The following is an 18,089-nucleotide window of genomic DNA, read 5'->3' as shown; positions in this document are numbered from 1 at the left end:
CGGGTGCAGCCCGGCAGCGTTTGGAACCTTAGGGAACAAATCCACGTTTGGCAGCCGGGCAGGGCCAACCCGGAGCGGTGCCGTGCGAACGCAGACCACCCTATTCTTCTCTTCCCTTGCCAGTTTTTCGCTTTTTGCATTTTCTGTTGCCCATGCCGAAAGCGGGCTCGCCTCCTATTACGGCTATGCGAAAGCCGGCAAAGCCGGCGAGCTGACCTGCGCGCACCGGACGCGCCCGTTCGGCAGCGTGCTCAGGGTGTCCTATGGCAGCCGTTCGATTCAGTGCCGCGTCAACGATCGCGGCCCCTTCATTCGGGGCCGGATCGTCGATCTCTCGGTGCCGGCCGCCCGCGCACTCGGCATGATGAGCGCCGGCGTGGTGCGAGTCTCCGTGGAATAGGCCGGCCCGCGCGCTATAGTGCCCTGGAAAGCAAGGGAGGGGCGCCATGGCCAGGATCAGGGTCGGACTTGTCGGCTGCGGCTTCGTGTCGGAGCTGCACATGTATGCGTTCAGGCGCGTCTATGGCGTGGACGTCGAGGTCGCGGCGGTCGCTGCGCGCGGCGATCACGTCGTCGCATTCGCTGATCGCCACAGCATCCCGCGCGTCTATCGCAGCTTTGCCGAGCTGATCGCGGACCGCGAGCTCGACGTCGTCGACATCTGCACGCCGCCCAATCTTCATGCCGAGATGATCGTCGCGGCGATGCGGGCCGGCAAGCATGTGATCTGCGAAAAACCATTCGCCGGCTATTTCGGCCGTGACGGCGATGCGCAGCCGATCGGCAGGCATGTGCCGAAGGCGCTGATGTATGAGCGCGTGCTCGAGGAGATGGACAAGACGCGCGCGGCGATCGAGCGCACCGGCAAGCTCTTCATGTATGCCGAGGACTGGATCTACGCGCCGGCGGTGACCAAGACCGCGGAGATCCTGAGAGCAACGAAGGACAAGGTCCTGTTCATGAAGGGCGAGGAGAGCCATTCCGGCTCGCATGCGGCCCACGCCGCGCAATGGGCGATGACCGGCGGTGGCTCGCTGATCCGCATGGGCTGTCACCCGCTCTCGGCCGTGCTCTATCTCAAGCAGGTCGAGGCGAAGGCGCGCGGCGAGACCATCCGCGTCGCCAGCGTCACCGGCGATGTCGGCAACGTCACCGCAGGCCTCAAGCCCGAAGAGCGCACCTACATCAAGGCCAATCCCGTCGACGTCGAAGACTGGGGCACGCTCACCGCCACCTTCTCCGACGGCACCAAGGCGACCGTGTTCTCAGGGGACATGATCATGGGCGGCGTGCGCAACCTGATCGAAACCTACACCAGCGGCGGCTCGCTGTTCGCCAACATCACGCCGAACACGCATCTGATGAGCTACCAGACCAGTGAGGAGAAGCTCGCCTCCGTCTACATCACCGAAAAGGTCGATCGCAAAACCGGCTGGCAATATGTCTGCATCGAGGAGGAATGGACGCGCGGCTATTTGCAGGAGATCCAGGATTTCATGGAATGCGTGGCCACGAGGCGACAGCCGCTGTCCGACCTCGCGCTGGCCTACGAGACGATCAAGGTGAACTACGCGGGGTACTGGGCGGCGGAAGAGGGGCGGCGGGTGGTGTTGTGAGGGGGCGCTGCTGCCGCAAGCACGCTGCAATCCTTCTCCCCTTGTGGGAGAAGGTGGCGTAGGCGGCCTTCGGCCGCCGTTCTTAGGAACGCCGAAGCTAAGCTTCGGCTATGGCGCCGGATGAGGGGTTCTCTCCGCGAAGTCAAACGCGAGAGGCTCACGCGCGGAGAGACACCCCTCACCCGTCTCGCCGCTACGCGGCGAGCCACCCTCTCCCACAAGGGGAGAGGGTGCACCGCCCGTGCAGCGTGATCATGTTAGGTCCCGTAGGTCGAGCCCTTCGGCAGCGGAAACACCGGGTCCTGCGTCCTGATATTCGTCGGCCACACCACCGAGATGTGCTCGCCCGCGTTCTGCATCACAACCGGCGTCGAGCGTTCGTTCTGGCCGGAGAGCGGCGTGCCCGGCGGGAAGAATTTCACGCCATAGCCCTGGATGGTGCCACCGGCGGGAATGTCGACGTCGAGCGCCGCCTTGCGAATGGCTTCGGGCTCGAAGCTGCCGTACTTCTCCTTGGCAACCGGCAGCACGTTGTTGAGCAGCACCCAGGTCTGGTTAAAACCCATCGAGCAGTGCGGCGGCACGTCGGTGGCGCCGGTCTTGGCCTGGTAGCGCGAGACCATGGTCTTGATCAGCTCGCCCATGCCCGGCGCGAGCTTGGCTGGATCGAGCAATTGCGCCGGCACCGGATCGATATTGCAGAAATTGTCGATGTCGGCGCCGAAAGTTGCGCGCAGCTTGTCGAGCTGGCTGTAGCCGGCGCCGGCGCCGAACAGCATCTTGAAGCGCAGGCCGCTCTCGCGCGCCTGGCGCAGGAACAGGGTGATGTCGGGGTTGTAGCCGGCATGCGAGATCACGTCGGCCTTGGCGCGCTTGATCTTGGTGACGAGCACCGAGAGGTCGGGCGCTGAAGCCGAATAGCCTTCACGCAGCACCACCTGAATGCCGGCTTGCCTGGCGTAGGCCTCGTCGGCTGCGGCGACGCCGACGCCGTAGGGGCCGTCCTCGTGGATCAGCGCGACCTTGACGTCCTTTGCCTCCATGCCGAGCTTGCCTTGCGCATGCTCGGCGAGGAAGCCGGCAAAGGCCTGGCCGTACTGGTCGGAATGGATCTGCGCGCGAAACACGTATTGCAGGTTCTTGTCCTTGAACACGGCGGTCGAGACCGCGGTCGTGATCCAGAGGATCTTCTTCTGCTGCTCGACCTTCGCCGCCATCGGCACCGCGTGCGCGCTGGAATAGACGCCGTTGATGATGTCGATCTTTTCCTGGCTGATCAGCCGCTCGGCCTCGTTGATGGCCACATCGGCCTTGCTCTGCGAGTCCGCCGCAACGGGTACGATCTTGGTCTTGCCGCCGATGCCGCCCTTCTCGTTGACGAGGTCGATGGCGATCTGTGCGCCGACCGAAGAAGCGACCGAGCCGCCGGCCGCGAACGGGCCGGTGAGGTCGTAGATCAGGCCGATGCGCAAATTCTCGGCCTGCGCCTGGGCCCGTGTCCAATCGAGGCTGAGTGTGGCGGCGGCAGCCGCCGTACCCTTCAGCAGCTGCCTGCGTGAAGTCGGCATCCTATCCTCCCTTAAAACCGTCTTATGATTGGTTGTTGTTTTTTGCGAAGTATGGGGAAGGGGATCGTGGAAAGTCAACATGGCGAAAGTCGGGGCTCCCCGGCAACCGCATATGACGTGTGCGGGTAGGGGTGCCGCCAGTCTCCACGACGTCATGGCCGGGCTTGTCCCGCCTGCGCGGCCGAAGCCGCTTCGGCGAGGCGAAGGCCCGGGCATGACGATGAGGCTGAACGCTACTGCTTGAGGCGGCGCGCCAGATAAGGCGCCGTCTTCCCGCCGGCTTTGGCGACCTGCTCCGGCGTTCCCGATGCGACGATACGGCCGCCCTCGTCCCCGGCGCCGGGGCCGAGATCGATGACCCAGTCACTGTGACTGACGACGTCCATGTCGTGCTCGACCACGACCACGCTGTTGCCGGCGTCCACGATCCGTTCGAGCTGGGCGATCAGCCGCTCGACATCCCGTGGATGCAGCCCGGTCGTTGGTTCGTCCAGGATGTAGAGCGTATGGCCCCGTTGCGGACGCATGAGCTCGGTCGCCAGCTTGATGCGCTGAGCCTCGCCGCCGGACAATTCGGTGGCGGATTGGCCGAGGCGGATATAGCCGAGGCCGACCTCGCGGACGACCGACAGCGACCGGTTCAGTGCAGCATCGCCCTCGAAGAAGTCGAAGGCCTCGTCGACGCGCATCGCCAGCACGTCTGCAATGGATTTCCCGCGGATCTTCACCTCGAGCGTCTTGTCGTTGTAGCGGGCGCCCTTGCAGGTCGGGCAGGGCGCGTAGACGCTGGGCAGGAACAGCAGTTCGACGCAGACGAAGCCTTCGCCCTCGCAGGTCGCGCATCGTCCTTTGGCGACATTGAACGAGAAGCGTCCGGCATCGTAGCGGCGGGACTTTGCCTGCGGCGTCGCGGCGAACATCCGCCGCACATGGTCGAACAGGCCGGTATAGGTCGCAAGGTTGGAGCGAGGCGTACGGCCGATCGGCTTCTGGTCCACCACGACGAGGCGGTTCACCTGGTCGAGGCCGGCAATGATCTTGCCGCCGATCGTCTCGACCGTTGGGGTCAGGCTGCCGTCGTCTGCGTCAGTGGCAAGCGAATGGCCGAGATGCGCGGCCACGGTATCGACGAGGAATTGGCTGATCAGGCTCGATTTGCCCGAGCCGGACACGCCGGTGATGCCGGCGATGATTCCGAGCGGAATGTCGACGTCGAGGCCGCGCAGATTATTGCGGGCCACGCCCCTGAGCTTCAGATGTCCCTTCGGCTCGCGGCGGACCGCCGGCAGCTTCTTGCGCGGACGAGCGAGGTAATGGGCGGTGCGCGATTGCTCGATCTCGCCAAGCCCTGAAGGCGGCCCGCTATAGAGAATGGATCCACCGCCTTCCCCGGCGTCGGGCCCGACATCGACCAGCCAGTCGGCGTGACTGATCACCTCGATCTCGTGCTCGACCACGAAGATCGAATTGCCGGCGTGCTTCAACCGGTCCAGTGAGCGCAGGAGCGCCTCGGTGTCGGCGGGATGCAGGCCTGCGGAGGGCTCGTCGAGCACGTAGACGACGCCGAACAGGTTCGAGCGGACTTGCGTCGCAAGACGCAACCGTTGCAACTCGCCCGGCGACAGCGTTGGCGTGCTGCGTTCGCAGGCGAGATAGCCAAGGCCGAGGTCGAGCAGGACGGTCAGCCGCGCCGACAGATCCTCGCAGATGCGCCTGGCAACGACGGTCTTCTCCGACCTGTCCGTCGAGGCTGTTGCGAATGGCTTGACCAGCTCATGCAATTGCTTGAGCGGCAGGTGCGACATCTCGGCGATGTCGAGGCCGGCGAACTTGACCTTGAGCGCCTCGGGCTTCAGCCGGGTGCCGTGGCAGGTCGGGCAATCCCGCGTGATCATGAATTGCGCGACGCGGCGCTTCATCATCGCGCTCTCGGACTTGGCGTAGGTCTGCATCACGTAGCGTTTGGCGCCGGTGAACGTGCCTTGATAGCTCGGCTCTTCCTTGCGGCGCAGGGCGCGTTTGACCTCGATGGCGTAGTAACCGGCATAGACCGGAACGGTCGGCTGCTCGTCGGTGAACAGGATCCAGTCGCGCTCCTTTTTGGGCAGCTCCCGCCACGGCTTGTCCACGTCGTAGCCGAGCGTGGTCAGGATGTCGCGGAGGTTCTGCCCCTGCCAGGCGCTCGGCCAGGCCGCGACGGCGCGCTCGCGAATCGTCTTGGTGTCGTCGGGCACCATCGACTTCTCGGTCACGTTGAGCATCCTGCCGATGCCGTGGCAGGTCGGGCAGGCCCCCTCGGGCGTGTTCGGCGAGAATGCTTCCGCATAGAGCATCGGTTGTCCCCGCGGATAATCGCCGGCGCGGGAATAGAGCATCCTGAGCAGGTTCGAGATGGTGGTCACGCTGCCGACGGATGACCGCGTCGTCGGCGCGCCGCGCTGCTGCTGGAGCGCGACCGCGGGCGGCAGGCCCTCGATGTCGTCGACTTCAGGGACTTGCATCTGGTGGAAGAGCCGCCGCGCGTAGGGCGATACCGACTCCAGATAGCGCCGCTGCGCCTCGGCGTAGATCGTCCCGAAGGCGAGCGAGGATTTCCCGGAGCCCGACACGCCCGTGAACACGACGAGCGCGTTGCGAGGAATGCGAACGTCGACGTTCCTGAGATTGTGCTCGCGCGCGCCGCGCACCCGCACGAAGCCGTCATCCTGCATCAGGCTGTCGGATTGTCTTGGTCGATCGTCCATCTCGCCTCCTCCGGCTCCCCGTGAGGGATCAACGGCAGGATCGCAGGATGGGTCCCATGACGCCATGGGGGAGTGCTGTAGAAAGCGGCGGGCGCCGGCGGCTTCGAGGCGCCCTGCTCGATCGTGCTTGGCTCAGTGCCGTAGGGTGGGCAAAGGCGCAGAGCGCCGTGCCCACCACCTCGTTCCGTATCTAAGGGATCGTGGGCACGCTTCGCTTTGCCCACCCTACGATAGCGGTAACTCTCGTCTCAGCCGGGCCCTGCGCCTTGCGTCGCCGTGTACACCGCGTAGAGCGACTGGCTCGCCGCCATGAACAGGCGGTTGCGCTTGGGGCCGCCGAAGGCGACGTTGCCACACACTTCCGGCAGGCGGATGCGGCCGAGCAGCTTTCCCTCCGGCGACCACACCGTCACGCCGCTGTAGCCGACGGCGCGGCCGGCATTGCTGGAGGCCCAGACATTGCCGTTAACGTCGCAGCGCACGCCGTCCGGTCCGCACTTCACGCCGTCGATCACGCAATCGCTGAACTTCTTGTGGTTGGAGAGCTTGTTGTCGGCGCCGACGTCGAACACGAAGATCTCGCCCTTGCCGCCCGGCCCGGTGTCGCCCGGGCCCTTGCCGGTGGAGGCGATGTAGAGCTTCTTGTAGTCGGGCGAGAAGCACAGCCCGTTCGGATCCGGCACCTGGTCCTCGGTGACGACGAGGTCGATACGGCCTGAGGGATCGATGCGATAACAATTGGTCGGCAACTCGCGTTTGCCTGGTGTGAAACCGGCTGGCTGTCCGATCCGCGGATTGAGCTTGCCGCCTGCATTGCTCGGGCCGCCCTCCGCATCCGGCTCGCCTTCGTAGAGCTGACCGCCATAGGGTGGATCGGTGAACCAGTAGCTGCCGTCGGGATGCGCAGCGATGTCGTTCGGCGAGTTCAGCCGCTTGCCTTGATAGGAGTCCGCCAGCACGGTGGCGGTGCCGTCATGCTCATAGCGCGTCACCCGCCGCGTCAGATGCTCGCAGGAGAGCTGGCGGCCCTGGAAGTCGAAGGAGTTGCCGTTGGAATTGTTCGAGGGTGAGCGGAACACGCTGACGTGGCCGTCGTCCTCGCTCCAGCGCATCTGCCGGTTGTTGGGAATGTCGCTCCACAGCAGATACCGGCCCTGCGCGCTCCACGCCGGCCCTTCCGCCCACAGCAGGCCGGTGTGCAGGCGCTTGATTGCCGTGTTGGGCTGCGCGAGATCGTTGAAGGACGGATCGACCGCGATGATGTCGGGGTCCCAGAAATAGGTGGTCGGCGCACCACGCGGGCTGAAATCGCGCGGCGGGGTGGTGATGGTGGTCGGCGGTGCGGCGGGTCCGGTCTGTGCCAATGCGGAGCCGGCTCCGGCTATGGCGGCCGCACCGATTGCAAGTCCCTGTACGAGCGTTCGTCGTGAAAGCGCAGCATCCTGGTCACGCTGCTCTTTGTCACGAGCCTCTTGGCGTGTCATCGCGTCCTCCCGATCATGTTCGCTGGCCGGTTGATCCGGCCGAGCAAGAGCGCAGGTTAATGCGGTCCACAGCCGGTTGCGAGGGGTGGAATCGCATCCTTTACGCGGTGTCGGGTCGCAATCCGGTCATATTCGAATGCAGTGGAATTGGACGCGCATTCGGAGCCGCGTTGCGCCACCACCAAAGCTCGAAAATGTTCCGCGGGTTTGAGCAATAATTTTCTTGGTGCGAAGCGCGGGGTGGAGCGCGCTTGGTGCCTTGATTTCGCGCGCATTGCCCCGCAGAAACCGTCCGGGGGCGATGGACGGAGTTGATTGTGGCTGGCGTCATCGTATTGATCATATTGCTGGGAATCGCGTTTGCGGCCGGCTATTTCACGCGTGAATTCATCTCCAACAAACGACGTGCGGAAGCACGCCGCTGGCGCGAGTATAACGAGCCGGATTGGCTCCCCGCCAACGCGCCCGCCAACACCAACGAGATCGCGAGCGCCATCCCCGTCATACCCGTGGTCAACGGTGAGCTCGGCCAGATGCTGAACCGTTGGGAGACGAGGGCCCGCGCCCGCCGCGCGGGATAGCTCGATGTTCTCGTAGGCCGTAGCCCGGATGAGCGAAGCGACATCCGGGACTTTTGTGCCTGCCGCACCAAGCCCGGATTACGCTTGCGCTCCATCCGGGCTACAAGACCTTGCGCTGCCCGACGGGCAACACACGCCAGCCCTTGGTCAATCAAACTCGCTCAAATATTCCGCTTTACCGAAATTCGGTTTCGGCGTATGTGTCGGCCATCCTGATCCGGCGAAAGGGGCGGTCGTACGTCGTTTCGAACCGCGGATCGGGGAGCGGTGGACGCGGCAGCGTCGTGCACGAGAGGCGGGAACAGGGCGGGATCAATCCCGTGAGGTCCCGGCCGCGTGCGGACGAGCGGCGCTGAAGCGTACGGCCAAATCGCGTGGTCCTGGCTGTCGTTGCTACAGCCAAGCCTTGCGGAGGTGCGGGCCGCCCGACCGGGCGAAGCGCACCGCCAATTCGCGAGGTGACGGAGGCAAGCAGGAACTCGTCTCCGGGGAGAGCGCGCCATACGCCGTCAAACATCGCGCAGGGAAGGCCGGACGTTTCCGGCTTCACCTGTCATCCGTTGTGCATTGCGTGTGCATTCTCATCGCACGACGGACAAGCGGGTGCCAGCCGGCGCCCGGCCTTCCTGCGCCCTCTTGGATTTTGAGGGTGGAGTGATCAAGCAAAGCTCGGGTGATTCAAGCCGCGAGATCGAAGAGCTATGTCTGCCGCCATACACGTGGTGTCATCGCCCGGCTTGACCGGGCGATCCAGTACTCCGAGACGGTCGTGATCGAACCGAGAAGCCGCGGCGTACTGGATTCCCCGCTTTCGCGGGGAATGACAGCGTCACTTGGGGAAGCAACTTGTCACCTCATCCTCCGTCATTGCGAGGAGCGAAGCGACGAAGCAATCCAGAATCCCTCCGCGGAAAGACTCTGGATTGCTTCGTCGCAAGGGCTCCTCGCAATGACGATGTGGTGAGGGCGTGCGTCCCACTCCACTTTCGTGGCCCGGACGCAGCGCAACGCTTCCAGCGATGCGAAGCATCGTCCGGTGCAGTGCGCTGCAAAGCCGGGGCCCATCTCGCCGCGTTCTGGCCTGCCGCCTTCTGGCTCCCGGCTCTGCGCCGCAACGCGTCCGGGACACAAGGAGCGAGGGGCGCAAGCAACCAGGTCAGTCCCCCTGACCATCTTTTGGCGTTGCGGTTGCTGCCATTTTTCGTCTAGAAACAGGCCAATGAGCCTCCCGGCAACCAACCGTCAACGGTTTTGGCCGAGGATTCGTGGGCTCAGAAGGGTCTGGCAATGCTGATTCGCGGCCAAATCGAGGGTTCGGGGGAGGTGGCTCTGGCCGCCGCCACGATCCCGGCCGCGCTGCTGCCCACCCTCCTTATTGGCGGCCTTCTTCTTACTTGCCCCTGAGGGCCGGCTGGGCGCCACGCGCCTGGGCGCTCAGGGGTTGGTCGAGATCACCGGACACCTCAAGCGCCCAGAAGATTGAACGGCGCAAAAAGCTCAAAAGGAATTTGAAATGGCCACCGCGAACAAGTCCGACAAGGACCGCGTCATCATTTTCGACACCACCCTGCGCGACGGCGAGCAATGCCCCGGCGCCACCATGACCTTCGAGGAAAAGCTCGAGGTCGCCGAGCTGCTGGACGATATGGGCGTCGACGTCATCGAGGCGGGCTTCCCGATCACCTCGCAGGGTGACTTCGAAGCGGTGAGCGAGATCGCCCGCCGCTCCAAGAATTCCGTCATCGCCGGCCTGTCCCGCGCGCATCCGGCCGACATCGACCGCTGCGCCGAAGCGGTGAAGTTTGCCAAGCGCGGCCGCGTCCACACCGTGATCGCGACCTCGCCGTTGCACATGCGGGTGAAGTTGAACAAGACGCCGGAAGAAGTGCTCGAGACCTCGGTCGCCATGGTCGCGCGCGCCCGCAACCAGATCGACGACGTCGAATGGTCGGCCGAGGACGGCACCCGCAGCGAGATGGACTTCCTGTGCCGTATCGTCGAGGCCGTGATCAAGGCCGGCGCCACCACGGTGAACATCCCCGACACTGTCGGCTACACGGTGCCGGAGGAATACACCCACTTCATGAAGACGCTGATCGAGCGCGTGCCGAATTCAGATAAAGCGGTGTTCTCCGTGCACTGCCATAACGATCTCGGCATGGCGGTCGCGAACTCGCTGGCCGGCGTCGTCGGCGGTGCGCGCCAGGTGGAGTGCACCATCAACGGCATCGGCGAGCGTGCCGGCAACGCCGCGCTCGAAGAGATCGTGATGGCGATCAACGTGCGCAACGACAAATTCCCCTACTGGAACAAGATCGATACCACCCAGCTCACCCGCGCCTCGAAGGTCGTCTCGGCGGCAACCTCGTTCCCGGTGCAATACAACAAGGCGATCGTCGGCCGGAACGCGTTCGCGCATGAGAGCGGCATCCACCAGGACGGCGTGTTGAAGGACGCTTCCACCTACGAGATCATGCGGCCCGAAATGGTCGGCCTGAAGCAGTCCTCGCTGGTGCTCGGCAAGCATTCCGGCCGCCATGCCTTCGTGCACAAGCTGGAGGAGATGGGCTACAAGCTCGGCCCGAACCAGCTGGAGGATGCGTTCACACGGATGAAGGCTCTGGCCGACCGCAAGAAGGACATCTACGACGAGGACATCGAGGCGCTGGTCGACGAAAAGATGGCGGCCTCCCACGACCGCATCAAGCTGACCTCGCTGACCGTGATCGCCGGCACCCATGGCCCGCAGCGCGCGACCATGAAGCTCGACGTCGACGGCCAGATCAAGATCGAGGAGGCCGAGGGCAACGGTCCGGTGGACGCCGTGTTCAACTGCATCAAGCGCCTGGTGCCGCACGAGGCCAAGCTCGAGCTGTATCAGGTCCACGCGGTCACCGAAGGCACCGACGCGCAGGCGGAAGTGTCGGTGCGGCTGTCGCAGGAGGGACGTGCGATGACGGCACGCGCGGCGGATCCGGATACGCTGGTGGCCTCGGCCAAGGCCTATCTCGGCGCGCTCAACAAGATCGTCATGAAGCGCCAGCGCGACACGGTGACCGCGGCCGCGGCGAGCTGACAAGGAAGCTGCGGGTTGTTGCGCCTCTCCCGCTCGCGGGAGAGGTCGGGGCGCGGCGCCGGGTGAGGGCGCTCTTCACGGGGGCTGTTCCGATGCGGAAACACCCCCTCCCCAGCCCTCTCCCGCAAGCGGGGGAGGGAGTGCAGTTGCGTTCGCGGTGAGCGTGAATACCAGCCCTGCTAACGGCCAATAGCAGCGCGGACCGACGGCCTGTATTGATGCTGCCGGCATAAGCATTGGCCGCCCGCGCGCCGGGCGGCTCAGATAATAACAGGGGAGAGACTATGCGCACCTTCGCGATCGCTGCGTCCATCGCGGCATTGGCAATCGGGCTGGCCGGGCCGGCGTCGGCCCAATCGCCGATCATCATCAAGTTCAGCCACGTCGTCGCCACCGACACGCCGAAGGGCAAGGGCGCGGAGAAGTTCAAGGAGCTGGCCGAGAAGTACACCGCCGGCAAGGTCAAGGTCGAGGTCTATCCGAACTCGACACTCTACAAGGACAAGGAAGAGCTCGAGGCGCTCCAGCTCGGCAGCGTGCAGATGCTGGCACCGTCCAACTCGAAATTCGGGCCGCTCGGCATCCGCGAGTTCGAGGTGTTCGATCTGCCCTACATCCTTCCGGACCTGAAGACGCTGCGGAAGGTGACGGAAGGCCCGCTCGGCACGCGGCTGCTCAAGCTGCTGGACGCCAAGGGCATCACCGGCCTTGCCTATTGGGACAACGGCTTCAAGCAGATGAGCGCCAACAAGAAGCTGGTCACGCCGGCGGACTATCAGGGCGTCAAGTTCCGCATCCAGTCCTCGCGCGTGCTGCAGGCCCAGTTCAAGGCGCTCAGCTCGCTGCCGCAGGTGATGGCGTTCTCGGAAGTCTACCAGGCACTCCAGACCGGCGTGGTCGACGGCCAGGAGAACACCTGGTCCAACATCTATACCCAGAAGATGCACGAGGTGCAGAAGTACATCACCGAGACCAATCACGGCTACATTGGCTACGTCGTGATCGTGAACAAGAAGTTCTGGGACGATCTGCCGGCCGACATCCGCGACCAGCTCACCAAGGCGATGAAGGAAGCGACCGACTTCAGCAACGCGCAGTCGCAGAAGGAAAACGACGACGCTCTCGCCGAGATCAAGCAGAGCGGCAAGAGCGAGATCATCAAGCTCACGCCCGAGCAGGACGCGGCGATGCGCAAGGCGATGGAGCCGGTCTACAAGGACGCCGCCGGCCGTATCGGCCAGCCGCTGATCGACGAATTCCTCAAGGAAGCCAAGAGCGCGACGAACTGATCCATCCGAACGATCGACGAAAGGCTTCCGTGCCGTCTGCACGGAAGCCTTTTTGTTGCGAATGATTTCCGATCGCGGCTAGAGATAAAATCGGCCGTTAGACCCTGGTAAGGCCGCGCTTCCTGTCCAAGTTGTAATTTGCGTGTCAGCCGTCCAGCGCCCATCTTCATGGACATCCTTCCAGAGGAGGTTCGGATGAGGAAGTTCACCATCGCCGCCATCGCCGTGCTCAGCATTGCCGGCTCGGGCGCGGTCTATGCCCAATTTCATCGCCCGTGGATGGAGCACGTCCGCCACATCCGCATGAACCCGGAAGACCGCGCTGCCTTCGTCGACGCGCGGATCGCCGCCGTCCATGCCGGGCTGAAGCTCAATGCCGATCAGGAGAAGCTATGGCCGCCGGTCGAGGCTGCCGTGCGCGATTTCGCCAAGCTGCGCATCGACCGCGCCAATGCGCGGATGAATGCCGGGCCGGGCGATGCCGACAAGCCCGAGGATCCGATCGCCCGTCTGCGCCAGCGCGCCGAGGACATGGGCGCCAGCTCCGCGGCGCTGAAGAAGATCGCCGATGCCGCCGATCCGCTCTACAAGACCCTGGACGAGGGCCAGAAACGGCGCCTCGCCGTGCTGACCCGCCACCGCGGCCCGTTTGGCGGCGGCGAGGACGGCCCACGGCACCGCCACTTCATGGAACGCGGCATGGACCATTTCCACCACGACCGTTTCGAGCGCGACGGCGGTCCGGACCGCGATCGCGAAGGCCGGCTCTGAGCCATCAGGGATTCTGCGACGATTAACCTTGGCGAAGCCGCTGGAATCCAGCGGCTTTTCGCTTTTCCGGGCCAGTGGAAGAACCTTGGAAAACTTGCGTCCGATCGCTTGCCAGACCCGGATCGCTTTGCTAAACGACCGGCCTCGCAAGGCTTTGACCGGCCTTCGGGCGCATAGCTCAGTTGGTAGAGCAGCTGACTCTTAATCAGCGGGTCCCAGGTTCGAGCCCTGGTGCGCCCACCATATAAATCAAACACTTAGCGGTTTGAGCACACGGCAAAACTAGCGCCGTTTACACCACCGTTTACAGTTTTGTTCTCGCTTCGAGCTTCAACACCGCAGCTTCTGCGAGCTGAATGTCACGACCGAGATAGTGCGCATCGAGAATGGCTCGACGTCCTTCAACGAGTGACCCGTGACGGCCGCAATCTGCGGCACGCTCGCAAGCCTTTCCCCACGACGTGCGAAAGCCATCGGACGTCCAGGGCCGGCCCAGCGTGTTCGTGAGGATAAGCGGCCGCCGGCGGCTCGTCGCATCGAGTAGGGTCCTCAAGGGTGCGCCTGCGGGCATCGCGACCCGGCGGCCGCCTTTCGACTGGCGAAGGCGAATGTAGGGGCTCTCGTAGGCCGACCAGGGTAGGCGCAGCAGGTCGCCCTGCCTTTGCCCGCTCCACAAAGCCAAGATCAGCGCGAGCTGGATCTCGGTGGATGCCACTGCGAGAACCGCGCCGATGTCTTGCTCGGTCCAAATCTTGTCCTTGCGGTCTGCCACATAGAGGCGGCCGCCGCGTTCGCATGGGTTGGTTGCGATGATGCCGCGGTCCTTTGCGAACGACATGACGCGCGCCAGCGTCGTCCAGGCGTAGTCGGCCTTGCGTGGTGTTTCGGCGAACGAGTCGCGCCAGGTTTTGAATTCGCCGCGCACGCGACGGTCGGCCAGAGCGGCCACCGGTAGGTCGCCGAACTCGTTTTCGATCAGCTTGATATAGGCAAGGTACGCGCGGCGGGTCGAAGCCGCGAGGCCAGTGAACTCCGGCGCAGTCTTGTATTCACCTGCATGTCTGACTCGTGGTGGAGCGGCTTAAAGCGCCCGATGCGAGGCTCCCTGTTGGAACGCGTCAGGCGGGCGAACTCTTTATCTTATCCTCGCTCGCCCCGTTGCCTATCTTATCGCATCCACTATGCCGATTGGCCCGTCGCAGAGGTCCGCTAATCTCGGCTATTTCTGCGGCTGGTGCATTTCGCGCGCGGGGTGTTGGAGGTAACGCTCGGCATTTCGACCCATGAGGGCGAGCGCTCCCTGACGATCGTATCCCGAGCGCCGGGAATCTTCGTCGAAGTGATCGACGATGCGTTGCAGTTCTGCAATGGCGCCGCCGAGCCGCTGCGCGTATTGCTGCGCGAATTCGGGCGCCTGACCGACCAATATGGCCAGGAAGGCGGAGATAGCAACGAGAAGCCAAGTACGCATTCCGGACCTCCGCGAGATGATTTCGATCAGGCCGCCATCGATCTCGACATGATGTCGTCGCGATCGATGTCCCGATCGGCGGCGAAGTCGTAGAGCCGGCCGATGCGACGGCCGTCCCAGCGGAAACGGTAGTGAGCGCCTTGGCGAGTTTGGATAAGCTGACCAACATGAAAGCTTTCATCAAGGTCGTAGACCGCGGCAGCCTGAGTGAAGCGGCGAGAGAGTTGCGACTTTCCCGATCAGCTGTGAGCAAATACGTCATCGATCTTGAAGTTGAACTCGGCGTTCAGCCGCTCAATCGCAACACCCAAAACGCAACACCTACCAAGGTAGGCCACCGCTACTACGAGCGATGTATTGCGATCCTGGCGGAAATCGACGACGCAGAAAGATCCCTATCTCAATTCCAGGTCGAGGCGCGCGGCGTGCTTCGCGTAAACGCGCCTATGTCGTTTGGTACCAAGTTTCTCGGACGAATGATTGCGCAGTTCATGGCTCGCAATCCGAGCCTCCAAGTCGAGCTGATCCTAAGCGATCAGCAATTGGATACGGTCCAGGAAGGGTTCGATGTGACCATTCGCCTCACCGACACGCCGCCAGCTAACGTCGTCGCGCGGCAGATCGCTTCTGCGCCGAGGGCGATATGCGCCTCTCCCGACTATCTAGAGAAAGCCGGCATTCCCAAGCGGCCGAAAGATTTACGCACTCACCAGTGCTTGAACTACGGATATCTCGCGACCGGGTCTCAGTGGAAGCTCGCCGGGAAGGATGGTGATCACTGGATCCCAGTCGAGTGGAATTTGTCCAGCAACAACGGAGAAATACTACGGGACGCGGCATTAGAAGGGCGCGGCATCGCTCTTCTCCCAAACTTCATTGTCCAGACGTGTCTGCACGACGGCAGCCTGAAGGAAGTATTGGCTGATTATCGCGCGCCGGAAATGTCGGTCTATGCAATGTTTCCGCCGGCCAGGTATATGCCCTTCAAGCTGCGCGCATTCACGGAGTTCCTGGTGAACTCGCTCTCCGCTTCTGCGGCAAACCCGGACAGGCCTGAACCATCGCATAGATGGGGCGGGTAGTACTGGCCGCTACCTTCCACGGCAAATGACGAATGCGCAGGGACACCCTTACGAAGAATTTGGAAAGGGAAGGCGTCTGCCTGCTGCTCGTCGCATGATTCGTGCGTCCATTGGCTTAGCGTTTTCTCGGCCTGTCCGTAGCAAATTGCCGCCCAATCCATAGACGTCGCGCGATACGAAACTCTGTGTCTCTCAAAGCGGAACGCTTATTTAGCATTTTCATCCCGGAAGTCTCTGCAGGCCCGCTATATTCCGTCGGCACCGTGTACACGGGTTCGCCAACACCGCATCCATCTGGCTGACAAACGCCTAAAGGGTCATTAGTCATCCGGCCGAACCGCCATCTCGTTAATGGGCCGATCAAATGCCTTGATCGGTGAGACAAAAGTAGGAAGACATGACCCCTGTAGCGCGCTTTGAGATCATGCTCCTGCTGTTGGCCATGATCGTCATCCTAGAGGTACTCGCGCGGAAGCTTCAGCTTCCTCGTGCTGCGGCACTTATCGTAGGCGGAATTGGTCTTGCGATGGTCCCGGAAGCTCCGAACATCGAACTCGATCCCGAACTGGTCCTAGTTCTGTTCTTGCCACCATTATTGATGGCCAGCGCGTGGTTCACCGCTTGGCGGGACTTTCGCGCCGACATAAGGATCATAATGCAACTGGCCGTCGGTGCAGTCGTCTTCACGACGTTGGTCGTCGGCGTTGTAACTCACCTGGTGCAACCGGCCCTTCCATGGGGAGCCTGCTTCGCACTAGGGGCGATTGTCTCGCCGCCAGACGCCGTCGCAGCGAAGGCGGTGCTACAGAAACTGCCTTTGCCGCAGCGGATCGTTGCTTTGCTCGAGGGCGAAAGCTTGGTCAATGACGCGTCCGGACTCGTACTTTTTCGACTCGCGGTGGCCGCAACGCTTACCGGAGCGTTCAGCACGACCTACGCTGTATTCCAGTTTTCCTGGCTCGCGGTTGGCGGGGTGGCGCTAGGGGTGGCATCCGCCTACGTATCAATTTCTGTTATCAAGCGCATCGCCGATGCCGACCTTACCGTCGTCTGGGGCTTTTTGACCGCCTGGATTTCGTACATCGCGGCGGAGAAGTTAGGCGTCTCCGGAGTTTTGTCCACTGTAGCATGCGGAATGGTCATGGGCTGGCACCAGCACGAACTTCTATCAGCCGTCACTCGCACGCGATCGACCGCCGTCTGGGGCGTTTCTGTTTTCTTGCTGGAATCGTTGATTTTCATCCTTATCGGCCTATCGCTCCGCGGCATATTGACAAGGCTCGGCGGACTGGAAACTTTGCTCGGGCTGCTGCCATCAATGATGGCGATCGTCGCAGCCGTGATCGTCGCAAGGTTCGTTTGGATTTTCCCGACAACGTACATTCCCCGCGCGTTGTCCTCGACGTTGCGTGCGCGAGATCCTTATCCTCCGCTATCGGTACCCTTCATAATGAGTTGGGCGGGCATTCGCGGCGTGGTAAGCCTGGCTGCGGCGCTCTCGCTTCCTGAAGCGTTTCCCGGCCGCGACCTCATTTTAGCGGTAACGTTCGCGGTCATTCTCGTCACGGTTCTGATACAAGGCGCGACATTGGCGCCCCTCGTACGTCTGCTTTCCGGAGCGGGATTTGTCTCTTCGAGCACCTCAAAGCTTTCGGAGGCGGAGGCCCGCGCCCGCATTGCTGCCGCTCAACTGGCGGCAGTCGAAAAAGAGTCGCTCGATCCGGATGGCAGCCACCGCCATCCGCGACTGATGGAGCAGTATTCCTATCGAGTGCGCGCTTCGGCGCGGTTCTCCGAAGAGCCGGATACGTTCGCCTCACACCGCGTTGATCACTTCAGGGCCGTGTTGTCAGCGATTTCCGCCGGCCGCAACGAACTGCTGCGTATGCATCGCGCCGACCAGATACACGATAGCGTGCTCCACGCAATCGAGCAGGAACTCGATCTAGAGGAGATCACGGTAACGCGGTTTGTAGACGCGCGCTAGAGCTCGTCGAAAAGCCTCCCTATTGCGTTCCACTTTATGCGACACAGCTACTCACTTTCCGAACCTACCGTAAGCACGCGCCACAATGTTACTTCAGTGAAGAAGCGGAGCGTTGCGTGCTGAAGATTCTTAATAATGAATGTCGGCCACCTGCCGACCTCCGACCGACATCAACCAACAACCGGGGGGACACCGAGTTCAAGCACGCGGTCAGCAATCGGTCGACGAAAACCATCGTGACCGCGCTCTGGACAAGGGCCTGCCTCAAATCCCCCGCCGTCGACGCTATGCCGGCGCAATTTTCGGGCCGAGGCATCAACTCGCAGTTGGCGCGCGGCGTGTTCGAAGCGCTTCGGGCCGCCGGGCGCAGGCCTTTCTTGCTTGTCCTTTCATGATTGCCTTCTACGCGCGCCACCCAGA

Annotated in this window: 14 protein-coding genes and 1 tRNA gene; 10 read left to right on the top strand and 5 right to left on the bottom strand. The window is 63.0% G+C overall.

What is annotated here, in order from left to right; genetic code table 11:
- The first annotated feature begins 82 nt into the window (after window positions 1–82).
- Together IVB26_RS29995 and IVB26_RS29990 are read left to right on the top strand one after the other, a co-directional pair.
- Window positions 83–400, top strand: coding sequence for a septal ring lytic transglycosylase RlpA family protein (locus IVB26_RS29995; protein WP_247968671.1), 318 nt, complete (start codon window positions 83–85; stop codon window positions 398–400).
- 46 nt (window positions 401–446) lie between these two features.
- Window positions 447–1,616: a Gfo/Idh/MocA family protein gene (locus IVB26_RS29990; RefSeq protein WP_247968670.1), complete on the top strand. Its 1,170-nt coding sequence runs from the start codon at window positions 447–449 to the stop codon at window positions 1,614–1,616.
- A 257-nt stretch (window positions 1,617–1,873) separates the two neighbouring features.
- On the opposite strand, the gene IVB26_RS29985 is transcribed toward IVB26_RS29990, so the two are convergent.
- From IVB26_RS29985 to IVB26_RS29975, 3 genes are all read right to left on the bottom strand, one after another.
- Window positions 1,874–3,184, bottom strand: a complete 1,311-nt coding sequence (locus IVB26_RS29985; RefSeq protein WP_247968669.1) for an ABC transporter substrate-binding protein — start codon at window positions 3,182–3,184, stop codon at window positions 1,874–1,876.
- Between the two features lie 233 nt (window positions 3,185–3,417).
- Window positions 3,418–5,928 (bottom strand): excinuclease ABC subunit UvrA, encoded by a 2,511-nt coding sequence (gene uvrA, locus IVB26_RS29980; protein ID WP_247968668.1) that lies wholly within the window; start codon window positions 5,926–5,928, stop codon window positions 3,418–3,420.
- 248 nt (window positions 5,929–6,176) lie between these two features.
- Entirely contained in the window at window positions 6,177–7,412 is a 1,236-nt protein-coding gene (locus IVB26_RS29975; protein ID WP_247968667.1) for an SMP-30/gluconolactonase/LRE family protein, read from the bottom strand.
- A gap of 317 nt (window positions 7,413–7,729) precedes the next feature.
- Between IVB26_RS29975 and IVB26_RS29970 the strand changes: the two genes are divergently transcribed.
- The 5 genes from IVB26_RS29970 to IVB26_RS29950 all read left to right on the top strand — a co-directional run bounded on the left by IVB26_RS29970 (window position 7,730) and on the right by IVB26_RS29950 (window position 13,372).
- Window positions 7,730–7,993, top strand: coding sequence for a hypothetical protein (locus tag IVB26_RS29970; RefSeq protein ID WP_247968666.1), 264 nt, complete (start codon window positions 7,730–7,732; stop codon window positions 7,991–7,993).
- Between the two features lie 1,513 nt (window positions 7,994–9,506).
- Window positions 9,507–11,069, top strand: coding sequence for a 2-isopropylmalate synthase (locus IVB26_RS29965; RefSeq protein ID WP_247968665.1), 1,563 nt, complete (start codon window positions 9,507–9,509; stop codon window positions 11,067–11,069).
- Between the two features lie 284 nt (window positions 11,070–11,353).
- Complete coding sequence (locus IVB26_RS29960) at window positions 11,354–12,358, top strand: TRAP transporter substrate-binding protein (RefSeq protein ID WP_247968664.1); 1,005 nt, start codon at window positions 11,354–11,356, stop codon at window positions 12,356–12,358.
- Window positions 12,359–12,553: 195 nt separating this feature from the next.
- On the top strand, window positions 12,554–13,129 hold the full coding sequence (locus IVB26_RS29955; RefSeq protein ID WP_247968663.1) for a Spy/CpxP family protein refolding chaperone: 576 nt from the start codon (window positions 12,554–12,556) through the stop codon (window positions 13,127–13,129).
- Window positions 13,130–13,296: 167 nt separating this feature from the next.
- Window positions 13,297–13,372, top strand: a tRNA-Lys gene (locus tag IVB26_RS29950).
- Window positions 13,373–13,433: 61 nt separating this feature from the next.
- Here IVB26_RS29950 and IVB26_RS29945 read toward each other — a convergent pair.
- Both IVB26_RS29945 and IVB26_RS29940 read right to left on the bottom strand, forming a co-directional pair.
- Entirely contained in the window at window positions 13,434–14,078 is a 645-nt protein-coding gene (locus IVB26_RS29945) for a site-specific integrase (RefSeq protein ID WP_247968662.1), read from the bottom strand.
- A 270-nt stretch (window positions 14,079–14,348) separates the two neighbouring features.
- Complete coding sequence (locus tag IVB26_RS29940; RefSeq protein ID WP_247968661.1) at window positions 14,349–14,600, bottom strand: DUF2937 family protein; 252 nt, start codon at window positions 14,598–14,600, stop codon at window positions 14,349–14,351.
- 149 nt (window positions 14,601–14,749) lie between these two features.
- Between IVB26_RS29940 and IVB26_RS29935 the strand changes: the two genes are divergently transcribed.
- The 3 genes from IVB26_RS29935 (at window position 14,750) to IVB26_RS29925 (ending at window position 18,064) form a co-directional block, all read left to right on the top strand.
- Window positions 14,750–15,682, top strand: a complete 933-nt coding sequence (locus tag IVB26_RS29935) for a LysR family transcriptional regulator (protein ID WP_247973306.1) — start codon at window positions 14,750–14,752, stop codon at window positions 15,680–15,682.
- Between the two features lie 397 nt (window positions 15,683–16,079).
- Window positions 16,080–17,669, top strand: coding sequence for a Na+/H+ antiporter (locus tag IVB26_RS29930; RefSeq protein WP_247968660.1), 1,590 nt, complete (start codon window positions 16,080–16,082; stop codon window positions 17,667–17,669).
- 116 nt (window positions 17,670–17,785) lie between these two features.
- On the top strand, window positions 17,786–18,064 hold the full coding sequence (locus IVB26_RS29925) for a hypothetical protein (protein WP_247968659.1): 279 nt from the start codon (window positions 17,786–17,788) through the stop codon (window positions 18,062–18,064).
- Window positions 18,065–18,089 lie beyond the last annotated feature (25 nt).

Origin of the sequence: Bradyrhizobium sp. 195 (assembly GCF_023101665.1) — a bacterium.
In the GTDB taxonomy this organism is placed as follows: Bacteria; Pseudomonadota; Alphaproteobacteria; order Rhizobiales; family Xanthobacteraceae; genus Bradyrhizobium.
This window is presented reverse-complemented; position numbering and strand designations above follow the sequence as displayed.

Coding starts and splice junctions, on each gene's coding strand:
- IVB26_RS29975 (WP_247968667.1), bottom strand. CDS start 7,412: ATGACACGCCAAGAGGCTCGTGACAAAGAGCAGCGTGACCAGGATGCT.
- IVB26_RS29965 (WP_247968665.1), top strand. CDS start 9,507: ATGGCCACCGCGAACAAGTCCGACAAGGACCGCGTCATCATTTTCGAC.
- IVB26_RS29955 (WP_247968663.1), top strand. CDS start 12,554: ATGAGGAAGTTCACCATCGCCGCCATCGCCGTGCTCAGCATTGCCGGC.
- IVB26_RS29930 (WP_247968660.1), top strand. CDS start 16,080: ATGACCCCTGTAGCGCGCTTTGAGATCATGCTCCTGCTGTTGGCCATG.
- uvrA (WP_247968668.1), bottom strand. CDS start 5,928: ATGGACGATCGACCAAGACAATCCGACAGCCTGATGCAGGATGACGGC.
- IVB26_RS29985 (WP_247968669.1), bottom strand. CDS start 3,184: ATGCCGACTTCACGCAGGCAGCTGCTGAAGGGTACGGCGGCTGCCGCC.
- IVB26_RS29960 (WP_247968664.1), top strand. CDS start 11,354: ATGCGCACCTTCGCGATCGCTGCGTCCATCGCGGCATTGGCAATCGGG.
- IVB26_RS29940 (WP_247968661.1), bottom strand. CDS start 14,600: ATGCGTACTTGGCTTCTCGTTGCTATCTCCGCCTTCCTGGCCATATTG.
- IVB26_RS29990 (WP_247968670.1), top strand. CDS start 447: ATGGCCAGGATCAGGGTCGGACTTGTCGGCTGCGGCTTCGTGTCGGAG.